Genomic DNA, 14,823 nt, shown 5'->3' on the forward strand with positions numbered 1-14,823 from the left:
TTAGCCGCCCCGCGCCATGGATGGCGCGTGGCGGCGGCCCACGGATTCAAGCCTGCGTTCGGGCACACCGAGCCTAGGCGAGGTGCCGAGTGTTGGGGCGAGAGCGCTTTGGTTACTTTGCCGCTTTTGCAAAGTGACCCGCTGTAAGAGCGGAACCCTAAGTGGCCGTTACCTAAATAACGGATATGTACACCGGCCCAAAAGCCTCAGCTCCCACATTCAATCGCATTTCAACTCAGGTTTTTTGGCGCTTGCAGGTGTGTGGTAGGGAACGCCCTGGCATACACCTGACAAACCCGCAAAACCGTGTCATCGGCAAACCGCGCGCCCACCACATGCAAGCCCACCGGCAAACCATTCGCTGCCAGCCCGCACGGCACCGAGGCCGCTGGCTGTTGGGTCAGGTTGAAGGGATAGGTAAACGGCGTCCACTCCGTCCATTCCTGCAAACCCGAGCCCGGTGGTACGTCGTGCCCAGCGGCGAACGCGGTAATCGGCATCATCGGCGACACCAGCACATCGTAATGCTCATGGAACGCCGCCATCCGCGCCACCAGTGCCGCCCGCGCTTCGAGGGCCGCGCTGAAATCGTCCAGGCTCAAGCGCTCGCCGCGTTGCGCAATGCGCAGCAGGCCGGGGTCCAGCAGTTGTTTTTGCGCGTCGCTCATCGGCCCGGTCAAGCGTGCGGCACCCGCGGCCCACAGGGTGCTGAACACCTCCAGCGGGTCGCTGAAACCGGGGTCGATCTGCTCGACATGGGCACCCAATTGCACCAAACCTTCCACCGCCTGGGCCACCACCTTGGCCACCTGCGGGTCCACATCCACATAACCAAACGTGGGGCTGTAGGCCACGCGCAAACCCTTTAAGTCCTTACCCGGCGTCAACCATGGCGTAGTTCGCGGCGCACCGCTCAGGCCATCGCGTGCGTCCGGTTGGGCGATGGTGTGCAGCATCAAGACGCTGTCTTCGACGGTGCGCGTCATTGGCCCCAGGTGCGACAGGATCGTCATGGAACTCGCCGGCCACTGCGGCACATAACCAAAGGTCGGCTTGATCCCGAACGTACCGGTAAATGCACAGGGGATACGAATCGAACCACCGGCGTCGCTGCCCTGGTGCAACACCCCGAGGTTCAATGCCGCCGCTGCGCCCGCGCCGCCGGACGAGCCGCCCGCTGTGGTGTGGGTGTCCCACGGGTTGCGCGTGATGCCGTACAGCGGGTTGTCGGTGACGCCTTTCCAGCCGAATTCCGGGGTGGTGGTCTTGCCCAGCAGCACCGCGCCGGCCTTGCGCATAAAGGCGGGGAAGGGCGCGTCTACGTCCCATGGCCCGTCGGCGGATGAGGTGCGCGAGCCCTTGCGGGTGGGCATGCCGATGGTCAGCGTAAGGTCTTTGATGGACGCCGGCACGCCGTCCAGGGCGCCGCAGGGCTGGCCTTTGAGCCAGCGCAGTTCCGAGGCCCGCGCAGCGTCCAGCGCACCTTGTGGGTCGACATGGCAGTAGGCGTTCACCACCGGGTTGTAGCGTTCGATGCGCAGCAAGGCGTCTTCGGTGACCTCCACCGGCGACAGGGTCTTGTCGCGAAAATGCTGCAGCAATTGCACCGCCGTCAGTTGCCCGATCTCACTCATGTCAGGTCCCCTTGCGCCGCATTGACCATGGCCCGCAGCAACACTGCGCAGCCCGCCGCCAGGTCATCCGGCGCAGCGTTTTCGATTTCGTTGTGGCTGATGCCGCCTTCGCACGGCACAAAGATCATCCCGGCCGGGCCGAGTTCGGCGACGAAAATCGCGTCATGCCCGGCACCGCTGACAATGTCCATATGGCTCAAGCCCAGGCTGCTTGCGCCATCACGCACGGCGTTGACGCAGGCCGGGGCAAAGTCCAGCGGCGGGAAGTCCGCCGTGGGCGTCAGCTCAAAACTCAGGCCGTGTCGCTCGGCAGTGGCTTCGATCACGCCGCGCACTTCATCGACCATGGCTTGCAGCTTGTCGGCATGCAGGTGGCGCAGATCGATGGTCATATGCACTTGGCCAGGAATCACATTGCGCGAACCCGGGTGCAGGCTCAGGCAACCCACCGTGCCGCAGGCGTGGGGTTGTTGTTGATGGGCGATGCGGTTGACCGCGCTGACCACCTCGGCAGCGCCCACCAGGGCATCCTTGCGCAGGTGCATCGGCGTCGGCCCGGCGTGGGCTTCGACGCCGGTGAAGGTCAGGTCGAACCACTTCTGGCCCAGGCAGCCCATGACCACGCCGATGGTGGTGGCGCGGTCTTCCAGCACCGGGCCTTGTTCGATATGGGCTTCGAAATACGCGCCCACCGGGTGGCCCAGCACCGCGCGGGAACCGGCATAGCCGATGCGCTGCAATTCGGCGCCCACCGACAGGCCCTGGTCGTCGACTTTGTCGAGGGTGTCCTGCAAGTCGAATTTCCCGGCAAACACCCCGGAACCCATCATGCACGGCGGAAAGCGCGAGCCTTCTTCGTTGGTCCACACCACCACTTCAATCGGCGCTTCGGTTTCGATGTTCAAATCGTTCAGGGTGCGGATCACTTCCAGGCCGGCCATCACGCCATAGCAGCCATCAAACTTGCCCCCCGTGGGTTGGGTGTCGATATGGCTGCCGGTCATCACCGGGGGCAGGGCCGGATTGCGCCCGGCGCGGCGCGCAAAGATATTGCCGATGGCATCCACGCTGACGCTGCACCCGGCTGCTTCGCACCACTGCACGAACAGGTCGCGGGCCTGGCGGTCGAGGTCGGTGAGGGCCAGGCGGCACACGCCGCCTTTGACGGTGGCGCCCAACTGGGCCAGGTCCATCAGCGATTGCCACAGGCGGTCGCGGTTGATCAGTTGGGCGTTGCTGTTGAGCGGTTGCGCAAAACTATTCATCTGCAGTCTCCGGTCAGGCACTCAGGGCCAAATAGCGGTTCTTGATCGTCGGGTCGGCGCGGAAGGCGGCGGCGCTGCCTTCGTAGACCACGCGGCCTTGTTCGAGCACGTAATGGCGGTCGGCGAGCTTGTCGCAGACCATCAGGTTCTGTTCCACCAGCAGCACCGGCAGGCCGTCGTCCTTGATCTTGCGCAGGATCTTCACCAGTTCGTCGACGATCACCGGCGCCAGGCCTTCGGTGGGTTCATCGAGGATCAGCAGCTTGGGGTCATTGAGCAGGGCGCGGGCGATGGCGAGCATTTGTTGTTCGCCGCCGGACAACGCATGGCCGGCGTTTTTGCGCCGCTCCTTGAGGCGCGGGAACATGCCGTACACATCCTCCAACTGCCAGCGGCTGGTCTTGCGCGCGGCAATGCGCAGGTTTTCCTCAACCGTGAGCAAGCGGAAAATGCCACGGTTCTCCGGCACCAATGCCAAACCCTGGCGCGCGATTTCAAAGATCTTCTGCCCCACCAATGCCTGGCCGTTGAAGTGGATCTGGCCCTGGCGCGGGCAGATGATCCCGAGGATGCTGCGCAGCGTGGTGGTCTTGCCCGCGCCGTTACGGCCCAGCAGCGTCACCAGTTCACCGGGGTTGACGGTCAGCGACACGCCTTCCAGCACGTGGCTCTTGTCGTAGTAGGAATGGATATTCTCGACGATCAGCATCAGGCAGCCTCCCCCAGATAAGCCGTGCGCACACGTTCATCGGCGCGCACGAATTCCGGCGTGCCTTCCACCAGGATCTGCCCGTGGCTCATCACTGTGATGCGTTGGCTGATGGACATGACGATGCTCATGTTGTGTTCGATCAGCAGCACCGTGTGGTCGCGGCCGAGGTCGCTGATCAGTTGGGTCATGATCGGGATGTCATCGATGCCCATGCCCGAGGTGGGCTCGTCGAGCATCAACAGTTTGGGCTTGGAGCAGATCGACATGCCCACCTCCAGCACCCGCTGCTGGCCGTGGGACAACTCGCCGGCCAGGGTGTCGGCGCGGGCGGTGAGTTGCAGGCGTTCCAGGACCTGGTCGGCCATCTCCAGGTGCTCGCGTTTGCTGTCGACGCGGCGCCAGAAGTTCAGCGCCCGTGCACCGTCACGGCCTTGGGCGGTCAGGCGCAGGTTTTCGCGCACGCTGAGGTTCTGGAACAGGCTGGTGAGCTGGAACGAACGCGCCATGCCCAGGCCGACGCGGCCGTGGGCCGGTTTGCGCATCAGGTTCCTGCCGTCGAAGTGGATCGCCCCTGCGGTGGCCTGGCGTTCGCCGGTCAGGCAGTGGAACAGGCTGGTCTTGCCCGCGCCGTTGGGGCCGATGATGGTGTGGATGGTGCCGGCTTCGACCTTGAGGTTGACGCCGTTCACCGCATGGAACGCGCCGTAGGCCAGTTCCAGGTCCTCTGTTTCCAGCAGGATGCTCATAGCACTTCCTCCTTGGCCACGACAGCCGGCTTGCGAGCGCCGCGCACTTTTTCAAACAGCGACGCCAGGCCGCCCCACAAACCGCCGCGCATAAAGATCACCACCAGGATCAGGATCACCCCCAGCAGCATCAGCCAGCGCGGCCACAGGTCCGAGAGGAAATCCCCCAGCAGCACGATGGAACCGGCGCCCAGCAACGAACCGAACAACGAGCCGGTGCCGCCGACGATGGTCATGATCAGGATGTTCTCGGACATCGCCAGGTCGATATTCGACAGCGGCACAAAGTGCAGCAGCATGGCGTACAGCGCCCCGGCAATCCCGGTGACGGCGCCGGACAGCACAAACACGAGGATCTTGAAGTGGCGTGTGTCGTAGCCGATGGCCGAGGCGCGGGTTTCGTTTTCGCGGATCGCCATCAGCGTGCTGCCGAACGGCGAGGCGATCACTCGACGGGCACCGATAAAGATCAGCAGGAACAGCACCGCGACGAAGCCGTAGAACACACGGGCGTCGGCCAGGGACAGCAGCACCGTCTCACCGAGGCGGATTTCCGGGCGCGGCACACTGAGCAAGCCGTTGTCGCCGCCGGTCCAATCGCTCAAGGTGTAGGCGACAAAGTAGGCCATCTGGCTGAACGCCAGGGTCAGCATCACGAAGTAGATGCCGGTGCGGCGGATCGCCAGGGCGCCCACCAGCAAGGCAAGGAAACCACCGGCGATGGCGGCGCCGAGCAGGGCGGTGAACAAGCCCATTTGCAGGTGCAGCATCAGCAGCGCCGCGCAATAGGCGCCGGCACCAAAGAAGATGCCTTGGCCGAACGACAGCAGCCCGGTGTAGCCCAGCAGCAGGTTGCAGGCGAGGGCCGCCATGGCAAAGATCAGGATCTCGGTGGCCAGGGTCGCCGAGGGCAAGATCAACGGCAGGCCGATCAGCACCGCCAGCACCCACAGCAACATTGCGCGTGATTGGGTCTTGGCAAACGGCAGGGGATTTTTCTCGCTCATGTCAGGCTCTCCCGAACAGGCCGTAAGGACGTACCAGAATCACCACGGCCATGGCGCCGTAGATCATCAGGCTCGCGCCCTGGGGCCAGAGTGTGGTCATCAGGCTTTGCACCACGCCCACCAATAAACCGCCGACCAGCGCACCGCTGAACGACCCCATGCCGCCGATCACCACCACCACGAAGGCCACGCCGAGAATCTCCGGGCCGACAAAGGGCTGCGCGCCGCGCAACGGCGCGAACAGCACACCGGCGACGCCGGCCAGGGCCACGCCGAGGGCGAAGGTCATGGAGAACAAGCGGAAAATATTCGTGCCCAGCAGCGATACGGTCTCGGTGCTTTCACTGCCGGCGCGCACCAGGGCGCCGAAGCGCGTGCGTTCCAGCAGCAGCCATAGCCCCAGGCCGATCAGTGCGGAAAAACCGATCAGGAACAGGCGGTAATGCGGGTACACAAAGTCACCGACCACCAGCACCCCGCGCAGCAGTTCCGGCACGGCGACGCTTTTGCCCACCGGGCCCCAGATCATCACGCTGGCTTCCTGGATGATCAGCGCGATACCCAGTGTCACGAGGATCTGGAACATGTGCGGCAAGTGATAGATCCGCTGGATCAACAGTCGCTCGATCACCCACGCCAGCGCGGCCACCACCAACGGCGCGATCAGCAGCGCCAGCCAGAAGTTGCCGGTGAGGCTCACGGCGGTGTAGCAGATGTACGCGCCCAGCAGAAAGAATGCGCCGTGGGCAAAGTTGACGAAGTTGAGCAGGCCGAAAATGATCGTCAGCCCGACGGCGATCAGGAAGTAGATCATCCCCAATCCAAGGCCGTTGAGTATCTGGAACAGGTAAAGATTAAGCATGCAGGAACCCTCGGCAGGACGCCGCTTGCGCGGCCCTGCTCGGCAATGTTCAGGGGATCAGGCGAGCGTGCAGCCGGTGGCTTCCACGGGCGGGAACGACTGGCCGGCGCTGAGCACCTCTGCCAGGTCATCCTTGTCGGCCATCTCGCTGGCGGCTTTGCCGATCAGCAGGTAGTAGTCCTTGATCACCTGGTGGTCGCCGGCGCGGATCGATTCCTTGCCGGTCGGGCCGTCGAAACTCAGGCCCTGCATGGCCTTGGCGACGGTTGGCCCGTCGAAACTGCCGGTGGCAATGATGGTGTCGAGCATGACCTTGGTGCTGATGTAGTCGGCGGCCAGCGGGTAGGTGGGGTTGATGCCGTATTTGGCCTGGGTCAGCTTGACCAGCTCGCGGTTGAGCGGGGTATCGACCTGGTGCCAATACTGCGCGCCGAGGTACACGCCTTCGAGGATGTCGCTGCCCAGTTCCTGGAACTGGTCGAGCCCGGCGGACCACACCAGCAGCACTTTCATGCGCTCCTTGATGCCGAAGTTCACCGCCTGGCGCAGGGTGTTGGACGACTGGCTGCCGAAGTTGAGCAGCACCAGCACATCGGGTTTGGCGGCGATGGCGTTGGTCAGGTAGCCGGAGAATTCCTGTTCCTGCAACGAGTGATAGCTGTTGCCGATGTGCTCCAGGCCGCTCTCTTTGAGCACGGTCTTCGCGCCTTCCAGCAGCGCTTCGCCGAACACGTATTGCGGGGTGATGGTGTACCAGCGCTTGGCGTCCGGCAGTAGCTTGATCAGCGGCAGCATGGTTTCGCGGATCGCGCCGTAGGTGGGCACCGACCAGCGGAACGTCGCGTGGTTGCAGTCCTTGCCGGTGACTTCATCGGCGCCCACTGGGGTCATGAACACGCCGCCGACCTTGTCCACTTCCTTGGCCACCGCCAGTGCCGACGACGACAGCGTGCAACCCTGGAAGAACCGCGCGCCGTCCTGCTGGATGGCTTCCTGCACCTTGCGCACGGCCTTGCCGGCGTTGCCTTCGGTGTCGATGACCTTGTAGTTCAGCGGGCGCCCGAGAAGCGCGGGGTGTTGCTCGACTGCCAGGCGCGAACCCATGTCGGCAAATTTGCCATAGCTGGCAAAGGCGCCAGACATGGACTTGAGGCCGTAAAAGGTAAAGGGCTCGGCGGCGAATGCGTGGCGCACGCTCAGCGGGAGGCTGAGGGCGGCGGCTGCGGTGAGACTGGCTTTCAATAACGTACGACGCTGCATGGGGTGACTCCCTGGTTTAGTTATTGGCAGGAGCGGCAAGGGCGATACGGTGGAGCTTGGGCCTGTGGGCAGGCTTGTTATTGGATAACTCGGGTGTTGATTGGAATGCGGTCAAAATGTGGGAGCGGGCTTGCTCGCGAATGCGGTGTATCAGTGAAAGATTCGGTGATTGACACACCGCATTCGCGAGCAAGCCCGCTCCCACATTGGAACTGTGTTGTCTTTAAGGGCGGTGATCGAACTCCAATAGAAAATGCGGGCTGACTTCACCTTCCAGCGCCGTCATATGGTGTTCGGCATCGCACATGTGTTCATGCATCAAGCTGCGCACCGCGCTTTCATCACCGGCGCGAAAGGCGATCAGCAGTTGCTTGTGATAATCGAGGTTGGCCGCGTCGAACTGCTTGCGCTTGGGCTTGTAGGCTTTTTTCAGCACCACCAGGTCGCGCAGCAGGTCGTTGAGAAACTGCGCCATAAAGCTCAGCAACGGGTTGGGGCAGGCCTTGGCCAGCAGGTTGTGGAACTCCAGTTCCGCCAGGCGCTGCTCGCGTTGGCCAGCCTCGCTGTCTTCCGGGGCGCTGCAGAATTCCACGTTGTCCTGCAAGGCCTGGTAGTCGTCTTCGCTGAGGCGCCCGAGCACCGAGACGGCCAATTCCACTTCGATCACCTTGCGCAACTGGTAGACCTGTTCACCGTCCAGATGCTGGAAGTGCAGGTAGTTGCGCAATGCGCGGCTGGCCGGCTCGGTGCCGGCCTGGTTCAAGTACGCGCCGCCACTGGGCCCGGTGCGCGTACTCACCAAACCCTCGACTTCCAGGGCCTTGAGCGCTTCGCGGGCCGAGCCTTTGGAGCACTGGAAGCTTTCCATCAGCTCGCGTTCGGTGGGCAAACGGTCGCCGGGCTTCAAGGCGTCGGTGACGATGGAGCGCTTGACCGACTCGACAATCACGTCGGACAGCTTCTGGCGTTTGCGTTTCAACGGGCGGCTTAGCATAAGTTCGATTTATCGTATTAATGCGGATTAATAGCACTTAATAACGATTGGGCCGGAGCGTCAACGCAGGGTGTCGTTTTCCGCGGGAAGAGGTCGCAAACGGATTGTTACTCCCAATCGCCCGGGTCGAGGCAGCGTGTGGACGGTGGCGGGTGTTTGCCATAGATCAGGAAGTCGCCGACCCATTGGTTGACGCAGCCGCTGGAACCGGGTGTGACGGGTTCCCTGAGGTGCAGTTGGTCAACCAGCGGCGCACTGGTTTCACCGGGTGCGGTGTTGACCAGCACCATGCGCGCGACACGCTCGGGAAACAACGCAGCGTAGCGGCTGCCCAGGCGTGTGGCGTCGGCGCTGCCCAGGTAATGCAGTTGGGGTTCGTCGAGTTGGGCGCGGACGAACTCCATGTCCCTTGCTGCGTGTTCGAGCCCATTCTCTTGTTTGAGGTCGCGGGGCGTGAGTTCGATGACGTCGTAGCGATTGAGCAACGTGCGATAGGCCTGGGTGGCATAGGCGCCCCAACTGCCGGCCAAGAGGATCGCGAAGGTGCCGCTGTGATTGGCCTGGGGGCTGTTGCCGGGTTGGGCGAAGACCACGCCTTCACGGCTCAGCGGGTCGCGGGCGCCGACGCGGGTCAGGTACAGGCGCAGGCTGCCTTGGCGGGGCGACGCGTAGTTGCGCGGTACGGTGACGATGGCGCACTGGGTGCGCTCCAGTACGTCGGGTTGCAGGTTTGCAAGAGCGGGGAGGTGGCAGTCCAGTTGCCAGTCGATGGCAGTGGGGCGGATCAACGGCACACCGTGGGCAAGGCTTGCAGCTAGCCACAGCGCTGCGCACATCAAGGTTTTTGCGACAGTCATCAATAGGTCCCGGGCAGCCGTGAGATAGCGGCTTTTTTACCAAGGACCCGGGGTTGATGAATGTAGGTTGAGCAGACGCCAGGTGTACGAAAGTTGACTTTTGTTTATCAGATATCAGTTTGCCAACCGCCACCCAATGCCTTGTACAAGGCGATGCTGGCTTGTAGCCGAGACAGCCGCAGTTGTACGTTCAAGTCCTGGGCCGCGTACAGGGTGCGCTGGGTTTCGAGGACCGTCAGCAAGTCTTCGGCGCCCGCCTGGTAGCGGCTTTCAGCGATGCTGAAGGCGGTCTGCGCCTGTTGCAGTTCCTCGGTTTGCCATTGGCGTTGCTGGTCGAGGTGAGTGATGCTGCTGAGGGCCTTTTCCACATCGGCAAAGCCATTGATGATCGCGCCGCGATAGGTTTGCAACAGCTCATCCTGGCGTGCGCGGGCCTTGTCACGCTCGGCGCTTAAACGGCCGTTGTTGAAGATCGGTGCGACCAGGCCGGAAGTCAGGGTGTAGAACGGGCTGCGCAGGATTTCGTTGGCCTTGTAGGCGCCGCTGCCGAGGGTGGCGCCCAAGGTCACGGTGGGCAGCATGGCGGCGCGGGCGACAGTCACGTCGGCGCTTGCTGCCGCGAGTTGCGCCTCGGCCTGGGCCAGGTCGGGGCGACGGCTGAGCAACTGGCTCGGCACGCCAGGGCCGATGCTCGGCCAGCTCAGCGTGTGGAACGTTTCGCTGCCCAGGTCCACGGCCTGCACCGGCTGGCCGAGCAGGGCGGCGAGGGTGATCTGCGACTCTTCGGCCAATTGCTGGATCAGCGGCAATTGCCGCTGTTGGCTGGCCACCAGGCTTTTCTGCTGGGCCAGTTCCAGGGCGGTGGCGGAGCCGGCGTTGTAGCGGGTCTGCACGAGGTCGAGCACGTTGCGCGCATTGGCCAGGTTGAGCTCGGCGATCTGCTGGCGCTGGCGCGCGGCGAGGGTTTGCGCGTAGCGGTCGGCGACGTTGCTGAGCAGGGTCAGCTCCACCGTGGCGCGGTCGAACTCGCTGGCGCGCAGGGTGTGCACGGCGCTGTCGCGGGCGGCGGCGCGGCCGCCCCAGAAGTCCAGCTCGTAGCTGGCGGTGAGGTTGGCGTCGAAGCTGTTGACGGTGTTGTTGCTTTCGGTGGCATTGAGGTCCGAATTGCCGCTGCCGCGCAGCAGCCTTTCACGCTTGGCGGTGAGGTTGAAATTCACCTCGGGCAGCATCGGCGCACCAGCGATGACCGCGCTGGCCTGGGCCTGGCGCACGCGGGCCATGGCGGCGGCCACGTCAAAACTGTCGCGCCGCGCCTGGTCGATCAGGCGGTTGAGCTGCGGGCTGGCGAATTGCGTCCACCAACGGCTGTTGGTGGCCTGCGCCGCATCCCGTTCGGCATATTGCCAAGCGGCGGGTGCGGCGATGCCGCTGTCGGTAACGGGCGGCTGACCGGCGCAGGCGCTGAGCAACAGGCACAGGCCGGGCAGGTAAAGGGAGGATTTATTCACTGGTCAACGCCTTAACCGGATCGAGCCGGGCAGCTTTACGGGCCGGCATAAAGCCGAAGATGACACCGGTGACCAGCGCACAGCCAAACGCGCCGAGCACCGCCACCAGGGAAAACTGCACCGCCACTTCGGCCAGCACCAGCACGCCGCCCACCAGCAAGGCGAGGGCGATGCCGAACAGGCCGCCGACCACCGACAGCATCACCGCTTCGGTGAGGAACTGGCGCAGGATGTCGCGCTGGCGCGCCCCGGTGGCCATGCGGATACCGATTTCACGGGTGCGTTCGCGCACGGTCATCAGCATGATATTCATCACACCAATGCCGCCCACCAGCAGGGAAATCGCGGCAATCGAGCCGAGCATCAGCGACAGCGTGTTCTGCGTGCGCGCCTCGGCCTGGATCATTGCCGCGTTGTTGGTCAACTGGTAATCGCGCTTGCCGTTGTGCAGCTTGAGCATCAACTGGTCGATGGCCTGTTCGGCCTCGTGGACCTTGCGCGCATCGGCGGCGGCAATCGCCACGTATTCCGGGTTGTAGGTGCCGAACAGGCGCACGCTGGCGGCGGTGTAGGGGATGGCGACGCGGTCGTCGCTGTCCTTGTTGCCGGAGCTGGAGCCTTTTTCCGCGAGCACGCCGATCACCTGGAACGGCACGTTTTCGATGAGGATGTATTGGCCGATGGGCGTTGGCACATCCTTGAACAGTTTCTCGCGGATACGATGGCCGATCACCGCGACAGTGGCGCCGGCGCGTTCATCCGCCTCGGTGAAGTAGCTGCCCTCGACCACCGGCCAGTTGAAGATGTCCGGGAAGTTGATGTCGTTGCCGCCCACATACGCCAGGTAGTCGAGGTTGCCGAAGCGAATCCCGGCATCGCTGCCGTTGACCGGCATGATGCGCTTGACCTGGGGCAACGCCGCCAGCGCCGCCACATCGTTGAGGGTGACGATGCCCAGCGGTGTGCGCGGGTTGGGCGAGGAACCGCTGAGGTAAATGATGTTGGAGCCAAACGCGCCCATCTGCGCCATGACCTGGCGCTTGCTGCCTTCGCCCACCGCCAGCATCACCACCACGGAGGCCACACCGATGATGATCCCCAGCAAGGTCAGGGCGGTGCGGAACTTGTTGATCCACATCACCCGCCAGGCGGCCTGTACCGCGTCCACCAGTTCGGCTTTCCAGGCACCGTTGTGCTCGGCACCGTCGGCCAGGCGCTGGCGCAGGTCCACGGCTTGCAGGGCGTCGCTGTTGGCGATAGCCGGCACGTAGCTCTGATCGTTGGCCGAATCGCTGATGATCAAGCCGTCGCGGATCTCGATGATACGGTTGGCCCGCGCCGCCACTTCGCGGTCGTGGGTGATCAGGATGACCACGTGGCCCTGGCTCGCCAGTTCGTCGAGCAGGATCATCACCTCGGCGCCGCTGTGGCTGTCGAGGGCGCCGGTGGGTTCGTCGGCGAGGATGATATGGCCGCCGTTCATCAGCGCCCGGGCAATCGACACCCGCTGCTGCTGGCCGCCGGAGAGCTGGTGCGGACGGTTGCCCGTGCGGTCGGCCAGGCCCAGGCGCGTGAGCAGGGCCTTGGCACGGGCGTGGCGCTCAGTGGCGCTGATGCCGGCATAGATGGCCGGCATCTCGACGTTTTCCTGGGCCGAACCCGACGGGATCAGGTGGTAGCCCTGGAACACGAACCCGAACGCTTCACGGCGCAGCCAGGCCAGCGCGTCGCCGTCCAGGTGGGCGACGTTTTCCCCGGCGAACAGGTAGTCGCCCGCGGTGGGGCGGTCGAGGCAGCCGAGGATATTCATCAGCGTGGACTTGCCGGAGCCGGACGCGCCGACAATCGCGACAAACTCGCCGGCGTGGATCGACAGGTCGATGCCGCGCAACACATCGACCTGCGGGCTGTCGCCGCCGCCGTAGGATTTGCGGATGTTGTTGAGTTCGATCAGGGGCGTGGTCAACTCAGGCCCCGTTGCCGTCAGCCGGGCCGATCAGCAGGTGATCGCCTTCGTTCAAGCCCTGCAGCACTTCGACCCGCAGGCGGTCGCTGATGCCCAGGCGCACTTCACGCTCTTCGATACGGCCGTTCTTGGCGACCACGCGGGCGATCTGCGTGTCGGCGTTGTGGCTGCCTTGCAGCGCGGCCACGGGGGCGGTGAGGGCGCCCTTGACCTGGCTGGCGACAAAAAACACCTGGGCAGTCATCTCGGCCATCAGCGTGTTGTCGGTGTTGTCCACGTCCAGCAGCACGGTGTACAGCACCACGCGGCCGGTACCGGTCTTGCCGGCGCTGCTCGGGCTGCCGCTGCCTTGGGTTTCGTTCAAGGGTTTGGGCGGGATCGGCAGGATCTGCCGCACCGTGCTGGTCCAGCGCCGGTTGCCGCCGCTGAGGGTGGTGAAATACGCGGTCATACCCGGTTTGACGTGGCCGATATCGGCTTCCGAAACTTCGGCCCACACGGTCATCGGCGACAGCTTGGCGATGCGCAGAATCAGCGGGGTCTGTTGCTGGTTGTTGAGGGTCTGGCCGACACGGGCGTCCACCGCGACCACGGTGCCGTCCATGGGCGCATAGATGCGCGTGTAGCCCAACTCGGCTTCGTCGCTGCGCAGGCGGGCCTGGGCTTCGAGGATCTGCGCCTGGAACATCGCGACCCGCGCCTGGGTGGCGCTCAGTTCGGCCTTGGCGGTTTGCACGTCTTCTTCGCGGGTCGCGTTGCCGGCTTCCAGGCGTTGCTGGCGCTGGTGCTTCTGCTGCGCCAGGGCGTGCAGGGCTTTTTGTTCCTGCAACTGGGCCTTGAGGTTTTCGATGGCGTAGCGGCTGGCGTCGAGCTTGGCTTTTTGCGTGGACGGGTCGATCTCCACCAGCAACTGGCCTTCCTTGACGTGGTCGCCGGCCTCGACGTGGATCTTCTGGATCTGCCCGGATGCCTGGGCGCCCACGTCCACATAGCGGCGCGGTTGCAGGGTGCCCAGGGCGGTGACGCTGTTTTCAATGTTGCCGCGGGTCACGGTGACGGTGGCCAGGGTGTCGCGACCCGGTGGCAACACCTGCCAGGCGGCAACACCAAGTACGGGAATCAGGCACGCGATCACCAGCAGCGCGCGTCGGGCAGGTCGAGAGCGTTTCATGCTTGGGTTCCAGCCGGGGAATATCGGAGCGCAGTTGCGCAGAGCTGACAGTTAAACGAGGAAATTGCACGGGGATTTAGGCGGTTACACAAACGGTTACGCCTCCATTGCGTAAAAAAATCGTCCATTGATACGAGACTGCTTTAAAAGTAGATGAGAATTACTATAAATTGCACGCACTCAAACTGCCATCATCGTTTGGGACTCTTTCTTACAGCGCACAAGGAACGGATCCTGCCTCTCCAGGCGGTCGGGAGTCATGTTGGAAAACTACTATCGCGAGCTGGTGTGTTTCCTCAACGCCAAGCTGGGCAACCGTCAGGTGGCCGAAGATGTGGTGCATGACGCTTATGTGCGGGTGCTGGAGCGCTCCAGCGACACGCCGATCGAACAACCCCGCGCGTTTTTGTACCGCACCGCGCTGAACCTGGTGATCGACGGGCACCGTCGCAACGCGGCGCGCCAGAACGAACCGCTGGAAGTGCTGGACGCCGAAGAGCGCTTCTCCAGCTATTCACCCCATGCCAGCCATGACCACAGCCAGCGCCTGGCCATGGTCGAGCGCGCCCTGGCGGAATTGCCGGCGGCCTGCCGCGACAGTTTCCTGCTGCGCAAGCTCGATGGTCTGTCCCACCCGCAAATCGCTGATCGCCTGGGTATTTCCCGCAGCCTCGTGGAAAAGCACATCGTCAACGCGATGAAGCACTGCCGGGTACGGATGCGCGAGTGGGAAGGGCACTGATCGGCAATCAGTTAAATTTTATTTCACTGTCCTCGTTTCCTATCAACACACGACCTGTTGTGCAGGTCTTGAAAGGTATTCCCGCCCCACCGCCAAGGG

13 protein-coding genes are annotated in these 14,823 nt (G+C 63.7%); 1 reads left to right on the top strand and 12 read right to left on the bottom strand.

The window, feature by feature from the left end; all coding sequences use genetic code 11:
* Positions 1 to 230: 230 nt before the first annotated feature.
* The 12 genes from ACZRMO_RS18175 to ACZRMO_RS18230 form a co-directional block, all read right to left on the bottom strand.
* The gene (locus ACZRMO_RS18175; protein ID WP_463973734.1) at positions 231 to 1,634 is read right to left on the bottom strand and encodes an amidase; all 1,404 of its coding nucleotides are present in this window, start codon (positions 1,632 to 1,634) and stop codon (positions 231 to 233) included.
* On the bottom strand, positions 1,631 to 2,899 hold the full coding sequence (locus tag ACZRMO_RS18180) for a Zn-dependent hydrolase (RefSeq protein WP_463973735.1): 1,269 nt from the start codon (positions 2,897 to 2,899) through the stop codon (positions 1,631 to 1,633). Before ACZRMO_RS18180 ends, ACZRMO_RS18175 begins: the two co-directional genes overlap by 4 nt.
* Before the next feature lie 13 nt (positions 2,900 to 2,912).
* Positions 2,913 to 3,608 (bottom strand): ABC transporter ATP-binding protein, encoded by a 696-nt coding sequence (locus tag ACZRMO_RS18185; protein ID WP_448183886.1) that lies wholly within the window; start codon positions 3,606 to 3,608, stop codon positions 2,913 to 2,915.
* Positions 3,608 to 4,357: an ABC transporter ATP-binding protein gene (locus ACZRMO_RS18190; RefSeq protein ID WP_463973736.1), complete on the bottom strand. Its 750-nt coding sequence runs from the start codon at positions 4,355 to 4,357 to the stop codon at positions 3,608 to 3,610. The genes ACZRMO_RS18185 and ACZRMO_RS18190 overlap by 1 nt, the downstream gene beginning before the upstream one ends.
* Positions 4,354 to 5,364 (bottom strand): branched-chain amino acid ABC transporter permease, encoded by a 1,011-nt coding sequence (locus ACZRMO_RS18195; protein WP_463973737.1) that lies wholly within the window; start codon positions 5,362 to 5,364, stop codon positions 4,354 to 4,356. Before ACZRMO_RS18195 ends, ACZRMO_RS18190 begins: the two co-directional genes overlap by 4 nt.
* Position 5,365: 1 nt before the next feature.
* Positions 5,366 to 6,226 (bottom strand): branched-chain amino acid ABC transporter permease, encoded by an 861-nt coding sequence (locus tag ACZRMO_RS18200; RefSeq protein ID WP_124529663.1) that lies wholly within the window; start codon positions 6,224 to 6,226, stop codon positions 5,366 to 5,368.
* Between the two features lie 57 nt (positions 6,227 to 6,283).
* The gene (locus ACZRMO_RS18205; protein ID WP_463973738.1) at positions 6,284 to 7,486 is read right to left on the bottom strand and encodes an ABC transporter substrate-binding protein; all 1,203 of its coding nucleotides are present in this window, start codon (positions 7,484 to 7,486) and stop codon (positions 6,284 to 6,286) included.
* A gap of 223 nt (positions 7,487 to 7,709) precedes the next feature.
* On the bottom strand, positions 7,710 to 8,480 hold the full coding sequence (locus ACZRMO_RS18210; protein ID WP_207042701.1) for a FadR/GntR family transcriptional regulator: 771 nt from the start codon (positions 8,478 to 8,480) through the stop codon (positions 7,710 to 7,712).
* A gap of 107 nt (positions 8,481 to 8,587) precedes the next feature.
* Positions 8,588 to 9,337: an alpha/beta fold hydrolase gene (locus ACZRMO_RS18215; protein ID WP_463973739.1), complete on the bottom strand. Its 750-nt coding sequence runs from the start codon at positions 9,335 to 9,337 to the stop codon at positions 8,588 to 8,590.
* A 107-nt stretch (positions 9,338 to 9,444) separates the two neighbouring features.
* Positions 9,445 to 10,845 carry an efflux transporter outer membrane subunit gene (locus ACZRMO_RS18220; protein ID WP_463973740.1) on the bottom strand — a complete coding sequence of 467 codons (1,401 nt, stop codon included), beginning with the start codon at positions 10,843 to 10,845 and terminating at the stop codon, positions 9,445 to 9,447.
* Positions 10,838 to 12,811, bottom strand: coding sequence for a MacB family efflux pump subunit (locus ACZRMO_RS18225; RefSeq protein WP_463973741.1), 1,974 nt, complete (start codon positions 12,809 to 12,811; stop codon positions 10,838 to 10,840). Before ACZRMO_RS18225 ends, ACZRMO_RS18220 begins: the two co-directional genes overlap by 8 nt.
* A gap of 1 nt (position 12,812) precedes the next feature.
* A complete protein-coding gene (locus ACZRMO_RS18230; RefSeq protein WP_463973742.1) occupies positions 12,813 to 13,982 on the bottom strand; it encodes an efflux RND transporter periplasmic adaptor subunit in 1,170 nt (389 codons plus the stop codon).
* Between the two features lie 193 nt (positions 13,983 to 14,175).
* On the opposite strand from ACZRMO_RS18230, the gene ACZRMO_RS18235 reads away from it, so the two are divergent.
* Positions 14,176 to 14,724, top strand: a complete 549-nt coding sequence (locus ACZRMO_RS18235; RefSeq protein WP_463973849.1) for a sigma-70 family RNA polymerase sigma factor — start codon at positions 14,176 to 14,178, stop codon at positions 14,722 to 14,724.
* The last annotated feature ends 99 nt before the right edge of the window (positions 14,725 to 14,823 follow it).

This window comes from Pseudomonas sp. B611, from assembly GCF_055407965.1.

Coding starts and splice junctions, on each gene's coding strand:
- ACZRMO_RS18175 (WP_463973734.1), bottom strand. CDS start 1,634: ATGAGTGAGATCGGGCAACTGACGGCGGTGCAATTGCTGCAGCATTTT.
- ACZRMO_RS18180 (WP_463973735.1), bottom strand. CDS start 2,899: ATGAATAGTTTTGCGCAACCGCTCAACAGCAACGCCCAACTGATCAAC.
- ACZRMO_RS18185 (WP_448183886.1), bottom strand. CDS start 3,608: ATGCTGATCGTCGAGAATATCCATTCCTACTACGACAAGAGCCACGTG.
- ACZRMO_RS18190 (WP_463973736.1), bottom strand. CDS start 4,357: ATGAGCATCCTGCTGGAAACAGAGGACCTGGAACTGGCCTACGGCGCG.
- ACZRMO_RS18195 (WP_463973737.1), bottom strand. CDS start 5,364: ATGAGCGAGAAAAATCCCCTGCCGTTTGCCAAGACCCAATCACGCGCA.
- ACZRMO_RS18200 (WP_124529663.1), bottom strand. CDS start 6,226: ATGCTTAATCTTTACCTGTTCCAGATACTCAACGGCCTTGGATTGGGG.
- ACZRMO_RS18205 (WP_463973738.1), bottom strand. CDS start 7,486: ATGCAGCGTCGTACGTTATTGAAAGCCAGTCTCACCGCAGCCGCCGCC.
- ACZRMO_RS18210 (WP_207042701.1), bottom strand. CDS start 8,480: ATGCTAAGCCGCCCGTTGAAACGCAAACGCCAGAAGCTGTCCGACGTG.
- ACZRMO_RS18215 (WP_463973739.1), bottom strand. CDS start 9,337: ATGACTGTCGCAAAAACCTTGATGTGCGCAGCGCTGTGGCTAGCTGCA.
- ACZRMO_RS18230 (WP_463973742.1), bottom strand. CDS start 13,982: ATGAAACGCTCTCGACCTGCCCGACGCGCGCTGCTGGTGATCGCGTGC.